10 protein-coding genes, 4 tRNA genes and 3 rRNA genes are annotated in these 16,885 nt (G+C 40.7%); all 17 read left to right on the top strand.

Going from position 1 to position 16,885, the window contains the following annotated elements:
• The first annotated feature begins 2 nt into the window (after positions 1-2).
• The 17 genes from BIV20_RS15840 to BIV20_RS15920 all read left to right on the top strand — a co-directional run bounded on the left by BIV20_RS15840 (position 3) and on the right by BIV20_RS15920 (position 16,871).
• Complete coding sequence (locus tag BIV20_RS15840) at positions 3-554, top strand: Fe-S-containing hydro-lyase (protein ID WP_075722047.1); 552 nt, start codon at positions 3-5, stop codon at positions 552-554.
• A 175-nt stretch (positions 555-729) separates the two neighbouring features.
• A tRNA-Ser gene (locus BIV20_RS15845) sits at positions 730-817 on the top strand.
• A gap of 402 nt (positions 818-1,219) precedes the next feature.
• Positions 1,220-2,752: ribosomal RNA gene (locus BIV20_RS15850) — 16S ribosomal RNA — on the top strand.
• A gap of 187 nt (positions 2,753-2,939) precedes the next feature.
• Positions 2,940-3,057: ribosomal RNA gene (gene rrf / locus BIV20_RS15855) — 5S ribosomal RNA — on the top strand.
• A 298-nt stretch (positions 3,058-3,355) separates the two neighbouring features.
• A 23S ribosomal RNA gene (locus BIV20_RS15860) occupies positions 3,356-6,245 on the top strand.
• The 16S, 23S and 5S rRNA genes sit together here with 4 tRNA genes alongside, the layout of an rRNA operon.
• Before the next feature lie 49 nt (positions 6,246-6,294).
• Positions 6,295-6,367, top strand: a tRNA-Asn gene (locus tag BIV20_RS15865).
• Positions 6,368-6,486: 119 nt separating this feature from the next.
• A tRNA-Glu gene (locus BIV20_RS15870) sits at positions 6,487-6,558 on the top strand.
• A gap of 56 nt (positions 6,559-6,614) precedes the next feature.
• Positions 6,615-6,685: transfer RNA gene (locus BIV20_RS15875), tRNA-Cys, on the top strand.
• A gap of 128 nt (positions 6,686-6,813) precedes the next feature.
• Positions 6,814-7,563, top strand: coding sequence for an SDR family NAD(P)-dependent oxidoreductase (locus BIV20_RS15880; protein WP_330554353.1), 750 nt, complete (start codon positions 6,814-6,816; stop codon positions 7,561-7,563).
• 69 nt (positions 7,564-7,632) lie between these two features.
• The gene (locus tag BIV20_RS15885; RefSeq protein WP_075721887.1) at positions 7,633-7,995 is read left to right on the top strand and encodes a CidA/LrgA family protein; all 363 of its coding nucleotides are present in this window, start codon (positions 7,633-7,635) and stop codon (positions 7,993-7,995) included.
• Complete coding sequence (locus BIV20_RS15890) at positions 7,988-8,680, top strand: LrgB family protein (RefSeq protein ID WP_075721886.1); 693 nt, start codon at positions 7,988-7,990, stop codon at positions 8,678-8,680. The genes BIV20_RS15885 and BIV20_RS15890 overlap by 8 nt, the downstream gene beginning before the upstream one ends.
• A 67-nt stretch (positions 8,681-8,747) precedes the next feature.
• Positions 8,748-9,329 carry a cytidylate kinase-like family protein gene (locus BIV20_RS15895; protein ID WP_075721885.1) on the top strand — a complete coding sequence of 194 codons (582 nt, stop codon included), beginning with the start codon at positions 8,748-8,750 and terminating at the stop codon, positions 9,327-9,329.
• 290 nt (positions 9,330-9,619) lie between these two features.
• The gene (locus BIV20_RS15900) at positions 9,620-11,362 is read left to right on the top strand and encodes a glycoside hydrolase family 13 protein (protein ID WP_330554354.1); all 1,743 of its coding nucleotides are present in this window, start codon (positions 9,620-9,622) and stop codon (positions 11,360-11,362) included.
• A gap of 195 nt (positions 11,363-11,557) precedes the next feature.
• Positions 11,558-12,820, top strand: a complete 1,263-nt coding sequence (locus BIV20_RS15905; RefSeq protein WP_075721868.1) for an extracellular solute-binding protein — start codon at positions 11,558-11,560, stop codon at positions 12,818-12,820.
• A 118-nt stretch (positions 12,821-12,938) separates the two neighbouring features.
• Positions 12,939-14,315: a carbohydrate ABC transporter permease gene (locus BIV20_RS15910; RefSeq protein ID WP_075721867.1), complete on the top strand. Its 1,377-nt coding sequence runs from the start codon at positions 12,939-12,941 to the stop codon at positions 14,313-14,315.
• The gene (locus tag BIV20_RS15915) at positions 14,315-15,187 is read left to right on the top strand and encodes a sugar ABC transporter permease (protein WP_075721866.1); all 873 of its coding nucleotides are present in this window, start codon (positions 14,315-14,317) and stop codon (positions 15,185-15,187) included. Before BIV20_RS15910 ends, BIV20_RS15915 begins: the two co-directional genes overlap by 1 nt.
• Before the next feature lie 76 nt (positions 15,188-15,263).
• Positions 15,264-16,871, top strand: a complete 1,608-nt coding sequence (locus BIV20_RS15920; protein ID WP_075721865.1) for an alpha-amylase family glycosyl hydrolase — start codon at positions 15,264-15,266, stop codon at positions 16,869-16,871.
• The last annotated feature ends 14 nt before the right edge of the window (positions 16,872-16,885 follow it).

A 16,885-nucleotide genomic window follows, 5' to 3' on the forward strand; every position in this document is an offset into this window, starting at 1 on the left:
TTATGGATAAACACATTACAACACCTATTACAGAAGAAGTAACAAAGGATTTAAAATCGGGAGATTATGTATATATTAATGGAACAATCTATGTAGCAAGAGATGCAGCGCATAAAAGATTAATGGAAGTATTGGATAAGGGAGAAGAACTTCCTTTTCCTATTAAAGATGCAACAATCTATTATATGGGACCATCTCCGGCAAGAGAAGGAAGACCTATCGGTTCCGCAGGACCAACTACAGCAAGCCGTATGGACAAATATGCTCCAAGACTTTTAGACCTGGGGCAGAAGGCAATGATTGGAAAAGGAAAAAGAACCCAGGAAGTGATAGATGCAGTTGTTCGCAATAAGGCAGTTTACTTTGCGGCAGTAGGTGGTGCAGGAGCACTTCTTTCTAAATGTATCAAAAAATCAGAATTGGTTTGCTATGGAGATTTAGGTGCAGAAGCAATTTTGAAATTGGAAGTGGAAGATTTTCCGGTTATCGTGGTAGTGGACAGTGAAGGAAATAACCTTTATGAAACTGCAATAAAAGAATATGCCTCCCTATAACGTAATTGCAGGTATTGCGTATAATATAATATAGAAGAAACATACATAAATAGGAAAGAAATAAAAAACTTGTAAAAAGATTGAAAAATACCGTTGACAAAAGCTATGACTTTTAGTAATATATAGTATGCGTCACGACGCAAGAGACAATTTTATATTAGAAAATGTCTTGTTCGGAGAAATACTCAAGAGGCCGAAGAGGTGCCCCTGCTAAGGGTATAGGTCGGGTGACCGGCGCGAGGGTTCGAATCCCTCTTTCTCCGTTAGAGCTTTCAAAATAATTTTATTTTGAAAGCTTTTTCTATCACTAGGAATGAATAAATAAAAATTCCAAAAAAGTTGTTGACAAGAGAAACAACACGTGATATTATAATCAACGCCGCTAAAAACGGCGGCAAACTTCTAAAAAATATTTTAGAAAAAATAAAAAAGTTGTTGACAAGAGCAGATGACTGTGATAAGATGTAGAAGTTGTCGCTTGAGACAACAAAACAAACAACATTGATAACTGAACAGTGAAACAACCTTGAAAGATTCTAAGAGTTTTCGCCTTTTAGAAGGCGAAAGAGTCAGCAAAGAGTGACAGAATTTTTTGCAGGACAGCATCCAAAAGATGCGACCTTAAAACAGTAAAAGCCAGAAACAATTCTGGTTAGGAAAAACTTTTTTTAGAGAGTTTGATCCTGGCTCAGGATGAACGCTGGCGGCGTGCTTAACACATGCAAGTCGAACGAAGCACTTAACTTGATTTTCTTCGGAATTGATTGTTCTGTGACTGAGTGGCGGACGGGTGAGTAACGCGTGGGTAACCTGCCTCACACAGGGGGACAACAGCTGGAAACGGCTGCTAATACCGCATAAGCGCACAGCTTCGCATGAAGCAGTGTGAAAAACTCCGGTGGTGTGAGATGGACCCGCGTCTGATTAGCTAGTTGGTGAGGTAACGGCCCACCAAGGCGACGATCAGTAGCCGACCTGAGAGGGTGACCGGCCACATTGGGACTGAGACACGGCCCAAACTCCTACGGGAGGCAGCAGTGGGGAATATTGCACAATGGGCGAAAGCCTGATGCAGCGACGCCGCGTGAGCGAAGAAGTATTTCGGTATGTAAAGCTCTATCAGCAGGGAAGAAAATGACGGTACCTGACTAAGAAGCTCCGGCTAAATACGTGCCAGCAGCCGCGGTAATACGTATGGAGCAAGCGTTATCCGGATTTACTGGGTGTAAAGGGAGCGTAGGCGGCAGGGCAAGTCTGATGTGAAAACCCAGGGCTCAACCTTGGGACTGCATTGGAAACTGTTCGGCTGGAGTGTCGGAGAGGCAAGCGGAATTCCTAGTGTAGCGGTGAAATGCGTAGATATTAGGAGGAACACCAGTGGCGAAGGCGGCTTGCTGGACGATTACTGACGCTGAGGCTCGAAAGCGTGGGGAGCAAACAGGATTAGATACCCTGGTAGTCCACGCCGTAAACGATGAATACTAGGTGTCGGGGAGCAAAGCTCTTCGGTGCCGCAGCAAACGCAGTAAGTATTCCACCTGGGGAGTACGTTCGCAAGAATGAAACTCAAAGGAATTGACGGGGACCCGCACAAGCGGTGGAGCATGTGGTTTAATTCGAAGCAACGCGAAGAACCTTACCAAGTCTTGACATCCCAATGACCTAGTATGTAATGTACTATCTCTTCGGAGCATTGGTGACAGGTGGTGCATGGTTGTCGTCAGCTCGTGTCGTGAGATGTTGGGTTAAGTCCCGCAACGAGCGCAACCCTTATCTTTAGTAGCCAGCGGTTCGGCCGGGCACTCTAGAGAGACTGCCAGGGATAACCTGGAGGAAGGTGGGGATGACGTCAAATCATCATGCCCCTTATGACTTGGGCTACACACGTGCTACAATGGCGTAAACAAAGGGAAGCGAAGCCGTGAGGTGGAGCAAATCCCAAAAATAACGTCTCAGTTCGGATTGTAGTCTGCAACTCGACTACATGAAGCTGGAATCGCTAGTAATCGCGAATCAGAATGTCGCGGTGAATACGTTCCCGGGTCTTGTACACACCGCCCGTCACACCATGGGAGTTGGAAATGCCCGAAGTCAGTGACCCAACCGCAAGGAGGGAGCTGCCGAAGGCAGGTTCGATAACTGGGGTGAAGTCGTAACAAGGTAGCCGTATCGGAAGGTGCGGCTGGATCACCTCCTTTCTAAGGAAAATCGAGTAGAAGTTGTTTCACTGTTGAGTTATTAAGTAGAGCACTTGGTGAATCCGAGCAGAAGCGAAGGATGAAGTTAGTGCGAACTTAGTTCGAAGGAACTTAATGAGAACGAGCCTAAGGCGAAGGTCGAATTTAGTGAATCGAACTTCCTTATAAAAACTTAATGACAGGAATTTCTGGTGGTGATGCGCTTAGGGGACACACCCGTTCCCATCCCGAACACGATGGTTAAGACCTAAGCGGCCGATGGTACTATGCTGGAGACGGCATGGGAGAGCAGGTGGCTGCCAGATTAAAAAGAAAATAAGCTGAAAAGCTTTTAATATAGAACGGGCTTTTACGGAAGCCAACCTGAATCAGCAGGGAAGTGCTGTTAAGATAGCTGGTTTTACCAGTGATTAGAGGGTTCAAAGAGATTTGAGTTTTCTAATGACTGATAAAGTTCAGTCAGAAATGTACCTTGAAAAGTTCACATAGAAAAATTGATGATAAGATTCAAGACATCAAACATCCGAGAATAACAAGTATCAAAGATACGAGCATCGAAAGATGCGGACCCGCGATGACAACGCTATGTCAGCGCGTAAAAGAGGTCAAGCAAATAAGAGCGCAGGGTGGATGCCTTGGCACTAAGAGCCGATGAAAGACGTGATAAGCTGCGAAAAGCTTCGGAGAGGAGCAAATATCCTATGACCCGGAGATATCTGAATGGGGAAACCCGGCTGGAGAGACTCCAGTCATCCATACGCCAATCCATAACGTATGGAAGGGAACCCGGTGAACTGAAACATCTAAGTAGCCGGAGGAAGAGAAAGAAACATCGATTTCGTAAGTAGCGGCGAGCGAACGCGAAAGAGCCCAAACCGGAATGCGTGCATTCCGGGGTTCGGACCGCATAATTGATTCAACGAGTTTAGCAGAATGGTTTTGGGAAAGCCAGCCAGAGAGGGTGAAAGCCCCGTAAGCGAAAAATAAGTTGACATGGCGGTATCCAGAGTACATCGAGACACGAGAAACCTTGATGGAATGAGCGGGGACCACCCCGTAAGGCTAAATACTCCTTAGTGACCGATAGCGCATAGTACTGTGAAGGAAAGGTGAAAAGAACCCCGGGAGGGGAGTGAAAGAGAACCTGAAACCCTGTGTTTACAAGCTGTGGAACATCCTTATGTGGTGAACCGCGTACTTTTTGTAGAACGGTCCGGCGAGTTACGTCATCTGGCAAGGTTAAGGACTGAAGGTCTGGAGCCGAAGGGAAACCAAGTCTTAATAGGGCGATTAAGTCAGATGGAGTAGACCCGAAACCGGGTGATCTACCCATGTCCAGGTTGAAGTTGCCGTAAAAGGCAATGGAGGACCGAACGCACATCCGTTGAAAAGGGTGGCGATGAGGTGTGGGTAGGGGAGAAATTCCAATCGAACCCGGAGATAGCTGGTTCTCCTCGAAATAGCTTTAGGGCTAGCCTCATGAGAGTCTGCTGGAGGTAGAGCACTGAATTTCCTAGGGGGCGTCAAAGCTTACCGAAGAATATCAAACTCCGAATGCCAGTCAGATGATTCATGGGAGTCAGACTATACGAGATAAGTTGGATAGTCAAAAGGGAAAGAGCCCAGACCACCGGCTAAGGTCCCAAAGTGCATGTTAAGTGGAAAAGGATGTGGGATTTCGAAGACAACTAGGATGTTGGCTCAGAAGCAGCCATTCATTCAAAGAGTGCGTAACAGCTCACTAGTCGAGAGGTCCTGCGCCGAAAATGTCCGGGGCTAAAACATGACACCGAAGCCGTGGGATGTATTTATACATCGGTAGAGGAGCATTGCTGACGCGACGAAGCAGTACCGAAAGGAGCTGTGGAGTGTCAGGAAGAGAGAATGCCGGAATGAGTAGCGAGAGGAAGGTGAGAATCCTTCCGGCCGAATATCCAAGGTTTCCAGAGTAAAGCTGATCTGCTCTGGGGAAGTCGGGACCTAAGGCGAGGTCGAAAGACGTAGTCGATGGACAACAGGTTGATATTCCTGTACTGCAGTATAACAGAACTGTGGGGACGTATGTGGAAAGCATGAGCCGGGAATGGAAAGACCGGTACAAGCGAGGTAGGAGTTAAGTTGGCAAATCCGCTTAGCAATCCGAAGACGTGATGTGGAGCGAACTAAAGTAGCGAAGCATGTGAGCCATGTACCAAGAAAAGCCGCTATTGTTTATACTGTACCCGTACCGTAAACCGACACAGGTGGATGAGGAGAGAATCCTAAGGCCGACGGGAGAAGCATTGTTAAGGAACTCGGCAAAATGACCCCGTAACTTCGGGAGAAGGGGTGCCCATCTTTGATGGGCCGCAGAGAATAGGCTCAAGCAACTGTTTAGCAAAAACACAGGTCTATGCAAAACCGAAAGGTGAGGTATATGGGCTGACGCCTGCCCGGTGCTGGAAGGTTAAGAGGAGAGGTTAGCGCAAGCGAAGCTTTGAATTTAAGCCCCAGTAAACGGCGGCCGTAACTATAACGGTCCTAAGGTAGCGAAATTCCTTGTCGGGTAAGTTCCGACCCGCACGAAAGGCGTAATGATTTGAGCACTGTCTCGACAATGCACCCGGTGAAATTGAAGTACCAGTGAAGATGCTGGTTACCCGCGCCAGGACGGAAAGACCCCATGGAGCTTTACTCCAGTTTGGTACTGGGATTCGGTACTGCATGTACAGGATAGGTGGGAGGCTTAGAAGTTGGAACGCCAGTTTCAATGGAGCCACTGTTGGGATACCACCCTTGCAGTATTGGATTTCTAACCAGCCGCCGTGATCCGGCGGTGGGACAATGCCAGGCGGGGAGTTTGACTGGGGCGGTCGCCTCCGAAAGGGTATCGGAGGCGCTCAAAGGTTCCCTCAGAATGGTCGGAAACCATTTGTAGAGTGCAAAGGCAGAAGGGAGCTTGACTGCGACACCGACGGGTGGAGCAGGTAGGAAACTAGGACTTAGTGATCCGGTGGTATAAAGTGGGATTGCCATCGCTCAACGGATAAAAGCTACCCTGGGGATAACAGGCTTATCACTCCCAAGAGTTCACATCGACGGAGTGGTTTGGCACCTCGATGTCGGCTCATCGCATCCTGGGGCTGTAGCAGGTCCCAAGGGTTGGGCTGTTCGCCCATTAAAGCGGTACGCGAGCTGGGTTCAGAACGTCGTGAGACAGTTCGGTCCCTATCCGGCGCGGGCGTAGGATATTTGAGAGGAGCTGTCCTTAGTACGAGAGGACCGGGATGGACGGACCACTGGTGTATCTGTTGGCATACCAATGCCATGGCAGAGTAGCCAAGTCCGGAAGGGATAAACGCTGAAGGCATCTAAGCGTGAAGCCCCCCTCAAGATGAGATATCCCATTCTTAGGAAGTAAGACCCCTTGAAGAGTACAAGGTAGATAGGGCAGAGGTGGAAGTGCAGTAATGCATGTAGCTGACTGTTACTAATCGGTCGAGGGCTTGACCAAGAACGGATGAAGATTTCTGTGTGAACTTTTTAAGGTATATAACTATTATTCCTCGATAGCTCAGTCGGTAGAGCACGCGGCTGTTAACCGCGCTGTCGTAGGTTCGAGTCCTACTCGGGGAGTTTTTTTATTATCTAATAATGGGAAACGTCGGCTACTAAGTTCGAAAGAACCTCACTAAGGGCGCCGACATGTATCGCACGTAATCGACCAGAATACGGTCGCTAAGTGCTCATAATAAGGCTCCTTGGTCAAGCGGTTAAGACATCGCCCTTTCACGGCGGTAACACGGGTTCGATTCCCGTAGGAGTCATTTTACTGAAATGTCTTGACGGATAGTTCAGTATTTGTTATAATTTAATAACTTAAGGCGCCGTAGCCAAGTGGTAAGGCAGAGGTCTGCAACACCTTCATCACCAGTTCAAATCTGGTCGGCGCCTTTTAAGAGTTTCAGAAATTAGTTCTGAAACTCTTTTTTGAATAAAAAGAGGTTTATAATATAATCAAGATAAATTTTCATTATAGATTTTGGACTATAATCATATGAAATCTTATACATGGAGAAAAAATGAAAACAGTTCTTATAACAGGAGGTACTAGTGGAATTGGAAAAGCATTAGTACAGCATTTTTTAAAAGAAGACTATCAGGTTGTTCTGGTGGCATCTAATCAGGAAAAATTAGCAAAGACAAAAGATGAACTAGAAGATAGGTATAGAGAAAAAATTTATGTTTATGCGCAGGATTTGGCACAAATAGGAGCAGCACAGGAATTATATAAAAGAATAAAAGAAGATGGATTGGAGATTAATATATTAATAAATAATGCTGGAATCGGTTTAATTGGATCGGCAGAGAATATTGATTTTGGAAAAGAAGAACAAATGATGCAGTTGAATATGATAACAGTTGTACAATTGTGTCGACTTTTTTTAGTGGAGATGTATGAGCGTAAGGAAGGAAAAATTTTAAATGTAGCATCTACTGGAGCGTTTCAGCCAGGCCCATATACGGCATCATATTATGCAACAAAATCTTTTGTACTAAGTTATAGTAGAGCCATTCGCAGGGAAGCTGCAAAAAACGGTGTCCAGGTGTGTACTTTGTGTCCGGGAACGACGGATACGGAATTTTTTCATAGAACGGGAAAAAAAACACCTGCCGGAGCTATGCCGGCAGATAAAGTGGCAGAGTATGCATATAAAAAGCTTATGAAAAATAAAGAAATTATAGTTCCAGGGTTTTTGAACAGATTGCTTAGGGTAGTTCCGGTAAGAATTAAAATGTTTTTTGTTGCGATAATAAAAAATAATGCATAAAATCATATACATGGTTTGACGGATAGAAAAAAAAGGTATAGCATAAAGGAATTGAAAGGAAGTAAGAATATGAAATATTTGAAACAGTTTTTTATCATTATGCTTATATCATTCATAGGTGAAGTTCTAAAATGGTTTATTCCATTACCTATTCCTGCAAGTATTTACGGTTTGATATTAATGCTTACGGCGTTGTGTACGGGAATTATTAAAGTAGAAAAAGTGGAAGAGACAAGCACCTTTTTAATAGAAATCATGCCGGTTATGTTTATTCCTGCATCAGTAGGATTGCTGGATAGTTGGGGTGAATTAAGAGATATTATATTTCCGATAGGTGCAATTATTATTATTACTACTATTGTAGTTATGGGAGTGACTGGAAAAATAACACAAGGAATTATACGGATGGAAAAGAGGGAAAAAAATGAATAGTTTGGTACAGGAGTCCATATTTTTTGGAATGGCAATCAGTCTTTTAGGATATGAAGTAGGAATTTTAATAAAAAAGAAACTAAGGATGGCAATTTTTAATCCTCTTTTAATAGCAGTTGTAGTAGTAATTTTGTTTTTAGTCGTATTTCATGTGGATTATGAAACATATAACAGTGGTGCAAAATATTTGAGCTATCTGCTGACACCAGCAACAGTATGCCTGGCGGTTCCTTTATATCAGCAGCTTCATTTATTAAGAAAAAATGCGAAGGCGGTAATTATAGGAATATCTAGCGGGGTAATCACCAGTCTTACCAGTGTGTTGCTGTTAAGTAAGTTATTCGGGCTGAATCATCAACAATATGTAACCATGCTGCCAAAATCAATTACAACGGCAATTGGCATGGGATTGGCAGATGAAATGGGCGGACTTGTTACCATTACAGTAGCATCTATTATTATTACCGGAATCCTTGGAAATATGATGGCAGAACTGATTTGTAAAATATTCCGTATTACAGAGCCGGTAGCAAAGGGAATTGCAATAGGAACAGCTGCTCATGCCGTTGGAACAGCAAAAGCATTGGAAATGGGAGAGATAGAGGGAGCAATGAGCAGTCTTGCTATTGCGGTAGCAGGTCTTTTAACGGTAATTATGGCTTCTTTTTATGCAAATATAATGTAAAATATAATTTGCAATCTTTTAGGGCAGTGATATAATAAAGATAATAAAACAGACAGGAGTGGGGTTTATGATTATTACAATCGGAAGAGAATTTGGCAGCTATGGACATGTGATTGGAAAAAAGCTTGCAGAGAAGCTGGGAATTAAATATTATGATAAGGAATCTATGGCAACAGAGGCAAAAAAGTCAGATAAGTATGATGAACTAAGAGCATTCTATGAAGAAGAACCGGTAAATAGTCTTTTGTATGTAATTGCATTGGATAGTGGTTCCGGCAGACATGGAGAAGTTCCATTTGAATTCATTCGTCAGCTTGCCGCAAAACAGGATTGTGTTATTGTAGGAAGATGCGGAAATTATATTTTGAAGGATAATCCGGATATGACAAGTGTATTTATTCATGCGCCGGAGGAATATCGTATTCAGAAAACAGCAGAGAGTCGGAATATCAGTATGGCAAAAGCAAAGAAGCTGGTAGAAAAGGAAGATAAGGCAAGAGCTGGATTTCATAAATACTATGCAAATGAAATCTGGAATAATAGTAACGGATATCAGCTTACAATTGACAGCAGTGTAGTTGGAGTTGATGGAGCTGTGGATATTATAATGGAGTTTTTAGATAAAAAGGAACAAATGAAAAAAGCATAAGTAAAAAAGACCATTTGCAATTGAAGCAAGTGGTCTTTTTGTAAAAAGTATTACAGCCACTGACGGGGGTAACGTCGGTGGCTGTAAGCATGTAAAGGGAGATAATTATAAAAAACAGAAATAAAAAATTTCCATACTTATAATAACTTTATATTAAAAAAAATTGAATATAAAATTTTTTGGAAACGTGTTGTAAATTTGTGAAGTCCATTTTTCGCTATTGTGGGAGCTATTTTGGAAGTATAAAATAAGTTTTGGAAATAAGTTTAGTAGTACAAGGAGAAGACAGCATGAATTTTGCAGAAATTTACCATAAGACAGAACCGCCATATTGCTATCCACGGAATGAACGAGAAATGATTGTAAATATCAAGACCGGATATGAAGTGGACCGGGTATGGATTTGCTATGGAGATCCATACAGCAGCGGTATTGCTGGAGGAGCAGAAGGCTGGAGTGGAACAGAAGAAGAAATCATTTACAAAAAGGATTTAAAGTATCAGAGATTTTGGACTACCACAGTCGTTCCGGAATATAAGAGACTAAAATATTATTTTATATTGGAGAGTAATGGAGAACGGTACTATTATTATGAAGATGGTATTATCAATGGGGAACAGCAAAAACTATCCGCTAAAATGTTTCAGTATTTTATATTCCCATGGATGAATCCTTCTGATATTGCCAAAACACCGGATTGGGTCAATCATATGGTGTGGTATCAGATTTTTCCGGATAGGTTCTGTAATGGAAATCCTGCAAGGAATTCTGAACAGGTAAAACCATGGAAGAAGGGGAAGGTAAGGAATGAAGACTTCTATGGTGGAGACTTGGAAGGAATTATTAAAAAGCTGGATTATCTAAAAGACTTAGGGGTAACGGGGATTTATTTGACGCCGATTTTTGAGTCCCCGTCTACTCACAAGTATGATACTAAGAATTATATGGAAATTGATCCCCAGTTTGGAGATAAGGAAGTATTTGGACGTTTGGTAGAAGAAATGCACAAACGCGATATGAAGATTATGCTGGATGGTGTATTCAATCATTGTGGTACCAGTTTTCCGTTTTGGAAGGATGTGGTAGAGAAGGGACCAGAATCACCGTACTTTAATTGGTTTATGGTGCATAAGTGGCCTTTCGATACCACAGTGTGGGATACCCGAGATGGAAAATATGATTCATTTGCTTTTGCAGCGGGAATGCCTAAATTAAACACCAACAATCCAGAGGTGGTGGCATATTTCCAGAAGGTATGTAGTTATTGGGTTGAGAATTTTGATATTGATGGAATAAGATTTGATGTAGGAAATGAGGTCTCTCATCAGTTTTTGAAGACCATAAGAAAAACGGTAAAGAGTATTAAACCGGATATTTATCTTTTGGGTGAGATTTGGAATGATGCTTCTTTATGGCTGGCAGGAGATGAGTATGATTCTGTTATGAACTATCCTCTTACCAGTAGCATTAATGACTTCTGGGTAGATAAGAGCCTGACAAAGATAGATTTTGAGCATACCATTAATCGGTGCTATACTATGTATATGCAACAGAACAACAATGTATTATTTAACTTGTTGGATTCGCATGATACGGACCGGTTGTTTTCCAGGACTGGTGATGAAGACGCTTTTTATCAAGAATTGTGCGTGCTTTTTACTATGCCAGGAAGTCCGTGCATTTTCTATGGAACAGAGATTGCTATGGAGGGTGGACACGATCCGGATTGTCGTCGATGCATGCCTTGGGATGAAATTGAGGCTGGTGTATATGAGGAAAGAATACAGCAGATGAAAAAGTTGATTGCGTTACGAAAAAGTCAGGAGATTTTCCGCAGTCTTCATTTTCATTTCCCAAATGAAATTCCAAATCCAAGAGTAATTGAATACATAAAATTAGATTGGGATTATAAACTGTTTGTTTATATGAACTGCTCCGATAAAACAGAGGAAATACCGGAAAAAGAAATACTGTTTTCAAGAAAGTATGAGAACGGGAAATTGCTCCCAGGAGGAGTGTTAATTCAGAAATAGATAAAAATGAGCATGTATGCAGAGACATATGTGCTCGTTTTTATATTTATAAAAATTATATAAATTATATAAAAACACAGAAATCTGATATATTTCAAAAAATGCTTATATTTACCTTGAAATTCTTCGAAAGTATAATAAGAGTATCAGATGAGGTATCTGAAACAGAAGAATTTATTATAGGAGGATGTAGTAATGAAAAAGAAACTTGTATCTTTATTATTAGTTTCTGCTATGGCAATCGGAACATTAGCTGGATGCGGAAGCAATAATGCAGGAAATGATGACAAGAAAGAAACAACAAAAGAAGACAACAAGGATGCAGCTAGCGGAGAAACAAAAGATGTTGCTTTGACTGTATGGAGTCCACAGGAAGACCAGGATACAGGCTGGTTAAAACAGCAGTGTGAAGCATTTAATGAAGCTCATCCAGAATGGAACGTTACTTTTGAATATGGAGTATGCCCAGAAGGTGAAGCAAAAGATACAGTAAAGAATGACGTTGAGGGAAGCGCAGATGTATATATGCTGGCTAACGACAACATTCCTGATTTAGTATCCGTAAACGGATTAGCTGAAATTGGTGGAAGTTACTTAGATGATATCAAAGCAAACAACTCTGAATCTATTGTATCTTCTGTAACATACAATGATGCTGTAGTAGCATTCCCATTTACTTCTAATACATGGTTTATGTACTATGATAAGAGTGTGTTCTCTGAAGATGATATTAAGAGCCTTGATACAATGTTAGAAAAAGGAAAAGTTTCTTTCCCATTAACTAACTCTTGGTATATTGCATCATTCTATGCTGCAAACGGATGTACATTATTCGGTGATGGAACTGATGAAGCAGCAGGAATCGATTTCGGTGGAGATAAAGCAGCAGCAGTTACTAACTACTTAGTAGATTTAGCAGCTAATCCAAACTTCATCAATGACGCAGATGGAGCTGGTCTTGCAGGACTTCGTGATGGTTCTGTAAATGCAGTATTCTCCGGAACATGGGATGCAGCTTCTGTAGAAGAAGCACTTGGTGAAAACATGGGTGTTGCAGCATTACCTACAGTTAACTTTGGTGATGCAGAAGGAACTTTAAAATCTTTCATGGGATCTAAAGCAATTGGTGTAAATCCAAATGCAGATGATATGGAAGTAGCTATGGCATTAGCAGCTTATCTTGCAGGTGAAGAATCACAGTTAGCTCATTATGAGACAAGAAACGTTCTTCCTACAAATACAAACATTGATGTTTCTAGTGATGCAATTGCACAGGCAGTAGCAGATGTTATGAAAAATACATCTATTGTACAGCCGTTAGTATCTAAGATGGGTCAGTACTGGAGCCCAGCAGAAAACATGGGTAAAGCAATCATTGCTGGTGAAGTTACACATGATAATGCAGCTGACAAGACAGAAGAAATGAATACAGCAATGAACACTGATCTTGCAGAATAATCTTATCGAGACACTTGAAAAATAGAATAACGTAGCTAATCGTTAGGAAAACGAAAGACTCCAGGATGCCGAGTTGTGGCACCCTGGAGGCTTTTAGTGATAATAGGAGGCCCGTAAAGTGAAAAAGGCTGAGAAGAAGAATAAAGAGGAATTTAAGAGTCCTTATACCATTATCGGTGCAATAACAAAAGGAAATGTTATTACAAAATTGTCCCTATTAATAATGGGACTTGGAAATATTGCGCATAAACAGATTGTAAAGGGATTAATGTATCTGGCAGTTGAAATCAGCTGGTTAGTTTACATGATTCAGTATGGTTTTTATAGTTTATCTATGCTTCCTTCCTTAGGATGGAGAGAGCAACAAAAAGTTTGGAATAAAGAGAAGAGTATTTTTGAGTATGAGGCTGGAGATCAGTCGAATTTGATTTTATTATTTGGTGTAGCAACATTGTTTGTTACTGCCATGTTTATTATTGTATGGCGTGATGCTGTGAAAAGTTCTTATAAGGCAGAACTTTTAGCAAAAGAAGGAAGTCATATAAACACATTTAAAGAAGACTTCAAGAGTTTGTTTAATCAAAATTTACATAAATTGTTATTGGGAGCCCCAATCATGGGCGTTTTGGTATTTACCATATTACCATTGATATATAATATCACAATGGCATTTACGAATTACAGTAAGTTGAATGACAAGATGGTATTATTTGATTGGGTGGGAATTGATAACTTTAAGAAGATTCTGAATATCAGAGATGGTATCGGAGGACAGTTCTATTCTGTATTAGGATGGACATTAATTTGGGCAGTATTTGCAACAGTATTGAACTATATTTTCGGTATGATACTGGCAATTGTAATTAACCGTAAAGAAACGAAGGCAAAGGGATTTTGGCGTTTTTGTTTTGTTCTTTCCATTGCGGTACCGCAGTTCGTATCTTTGTTAATTATGAGAAGTATGTTACAGCCGACAGGTATTGTTAATACCTTATTATTGAAGTATGGAATTATAGATACAGCACTTCCATTCTTTTCTAGTCCAATGTGGGCAAGAGTAACCGTTATTGTTATTAATATCTGGGTAGGTATTCCGTATACCTTGCTTCAGGTAACGGGTATTTTGCAGAATATTCCGGCAGAACTTTATGAAGCTGCTAAGATTGACGGTGCAAATACGGTACAGATTTTCTTTAAAATCACATTACCATATATGTTGTTTGTTATGACACCATATTTGATTACACAGTTTACAGGAAATATCAACAACTTCAATGTTATCTTCTTGCTGTCAGGCGGAAATCCTACCGGAGTTGGAGATACAGCGGGAAGCACGGACCTTTTGGTTACCTGGCTGTATAAGTTAACGGTTGATAAGAGTTACTACAACTTGGGTGCTGTAATTGGTATTATGACATTCATTGTATTGGCAATTGTTTCGTTAATAACTTATCGAAATACCGCATCCTATAAAGATGAGGAGGGATTCATGTAATGAGTAATACAGCTATAAGAGCAGGAAAAGCCCGTAAGACAGTTAAAAATATCTTTGTACATGTGATTTTGGCTATTTTAGCCTTTATCTGGGTGCTCCCAATATTTTGGGTAGTAGTGACTAGTTTCCGTGGAGAAAAAGGTTCTTATGTAACGACTTTCTTGCCGAAGACATATACCTTTAATAATTATATTAAATTATTTACAGATACTAGTATTCTGAACTTTCCAAGAATGTTCATGAATACACTTATCATTGCAATCTTTGTTTGTATTATATCAACAGTATTTGTATTGTCGGTATCTTATTGTATGTCAAGAATGCGTTTTAAAATGAGAAAACCGTTTATGAATATTGCAATGATTCTGGGATTATTCCCATCCTTTATGTCTATGATTTCAGTGTATTACATTTTGAAAGCATTGAATCTGGTAGAAGGCGGAATGATTCGTATTGCGTTAATTATTGTATTCTCAGCAGGAAGTGGTGTTGGATTCTATGTGGCAAAAGGATTCTTCGATACGATTCCAAAGTCACTGGACGAAGCGGCAATTATTGATGGTGCTACAAGATGGCAGATTTTCACTAGAATTACTATTCCATTAAGTAAGCCAATCATTGTGTATACAATTTTGACTTCTTTTATGGCACCATGGATTGACTTTATTTTTGCAAAAGTTATCTGTCGTGCAGATGCAAAATATTATACGGTATCCATTGGTCTTTGGAAAATGTTAGAGAAAGAGTACATTGATTCCTGGTATACATGTTTCGCTGCAGGAGCAGTAGTAGTATCTATACCAATTGCAATTTTATTCATGATTACACAGAAATATTATGTGGAAGGTATGAGTGGAGCAGTAAAAGGTTAACAATTGTCCGCAAAGACGGAGAGAAATATCAAGGGAGAGGCGGAAAGGCCTCTCCTTTTTTTAAAGGAGAAAGGGAATGAAAAGAAGATTACAGGCGTTACTCCTGACGGTCTGCCTGTTAGCAGGAAGTTTTTCTACCGCGTGTTCAAATGAGAAGAAAAAAGAGGCATTAAATATTATAGATGATAATTATCGCAATTATTATGAAATATTTGTTGGTTCCTTTTATGACAGTGATGGCGATGGAATGGGGGATTTACAAGGAGTTATTGAAAAATTAGATTATATAAATGACGGAGATGACAAAACAGATACAGATTTAGGATTTAACGGAATCTGGTTAATGCCAATTATGCCTTCTGACACGTATCATAAATATGATGTAAAGGATTATTATAGTATCGATGAAGCTTATGGTACCATGGAGGATATGGAACAACTGATTGAGGAATGTCATAAAAGAGGAATTAATCTGATTATTGATACAATAATTAATCATACCTCTGCATCTCATCCCTGGTTTATAGAAGCATGTGATTATTTGGAGAGTCTTCCGGAAGGAACAGAGCCGGATGTAGCACAGTGTAAGTATGTAGATTATTATAATTTTGCTAAGGATAAGAGTGGAATTGATACCTGGCATAAGGTGGGAAATAGCGATTGGTATTATGAATGTGTATTTTGGGACCAGATGCCGGATTTGAATCTTGCAAGTGAAAATGTAAGAAAAGAAATTGAAGATATTGCATCTTTCTGGCTGGATAAGGGAGTAGATGGCTTCCGGCTGGATGCGGCGAAAGAATACTATACCGGTCAGGTTGAAAAGAACGTAGAAGTTTTATCTTGGTTTACAAATTATGTGAAGAGTGTGGATAAGGATGCATATATCGTAGCGGAAGTGTGGGAAAAGTCTGACACGATTGCACAGTATTATGCTAGTGGAATTACCAGCTTATTTAATTTTCCAATGTCTCAGGTTGATGGTCGAATTGGAAAAACTGTATTAGGAATAGGCGGCGATAAAAGTTTTACAGAAGCAGTGGAAAGTATAGACAGCAAGTATCGAGCACAGAATCCGGCTTATATTGATGCACCATTCATTAGTAATCATGATACCACAAGAGTAGCTGCTCAATATGCTTATAATCAGGATCAGATTAAGTATGCAGCCGGACTTTTGCTGACAGAAAGTGGTAGCCCTTTTGTATATTATGGGGAAGAAATTGGAATGGCAAGCAGTGGAAAAAAGGATGAGAATAAGCGTCTTGCCATGTATTGGTCTGATAAGGATAAGACGGGAATTGCAAATGACCCGGTTGGAGCAGATAAAGTGGAGCAGAAGTTTGCCCCGGTAGATGAGCAGATGGAGGATGAAAACTCTATTTACAACTATTATAAAAAGGCAATTCGAATCCGTAATACTTATCCGGAAATAGCAAGAGGAACCATTCAGGTTGTAACCGGTATTACGCAGGAAAATGTATCTGCCCTGACAAAAACATGGGAGGATGATAGTATTGGAATCATTTACAATTCCTCCTCAGAGGAGACAAAAGTTTCTTTAAAAGACATGGGAATGGAGAAAATGTCTGTTTGCAATTATCTTACAGTAGATGGAAGTGAGATTACTTCTTCAAAAGAAGAAATAAAAATGCCACCATATTCTATTGTATTTTTGAAATAAAGCAATTATAATGA

Source organism: Roseburia sp. 499 (genome assembly GCF_001940225.2).
Taxonomy (GTDB): Bacteria; Bacillota; Clostridia; order Lachnospirales; family Lachnospiraceae; genus Petralouisia.

Bases quoted from the DNA above. Each gene is read 5' to 3' on its own strand.
- BIV20_RS15920 (WP_075721865.1), top strand. From the start codon at position 15,264: ATGAAAAGAAGATTACAGGCGTTACTCCTGACGGTCTGCCTGTTAGCA.
- BIV20_RS15895 (WP_075721885.1), top strand. From the start codon at position 8,748: ATGATTATTACAATCGGAAGAGAATTTGGCAGCTATGGACATGTGATT.
- BIV20_RS15905 (WP_075721868.1), top strand. From the start codon at position 11,558: ATGAAAAAGAAACTTGTATCTTTATTATTAGTTTCTGCTATGGCAATC.
- BIV20_RS15890 (WP_075721886.1), top strand. From the start codon at position 7,988: ATGAATAGTTTGGTACAGGAGTCCATATTTTTTGGAATGGCAATCAGT.
- BIV20_RS15900 (WP_330554354.1), top strand. From the start codon at position 9,620: ATGAATTTTGCAGAAATTTACCATAAGACAGAACCGCCATATTGCTAT.
- BIV20_RS15885 (WP_075721887.1), top strand. From the start codon at position 7,633: ATGAAATATTTGAAACAGTTTTTTATCATTATGCTTATATCATTCATA.
- BIV20_RS15915 (WP_075721866.1), top strand. From the start codon at position 14,315: ATGAGTAATACAGCTATAAGAGCAGGAAAAGCCCGTAAGACAGTTAAA.
- BIV20_RS15840 (WP_075722047.1), top strand. From the start codon at position 3: ATGGATAAACACATTACAACACCTATTACAGAAGAAGTAACAAAGGAT.
- BIV20_RS15880 (WP_330554353.1), top strand. From the start codon at position 6,814: ATGAAAACAGTTCTTATAACAGGAGGTACTAGTGGAATTGGAAAAGCA.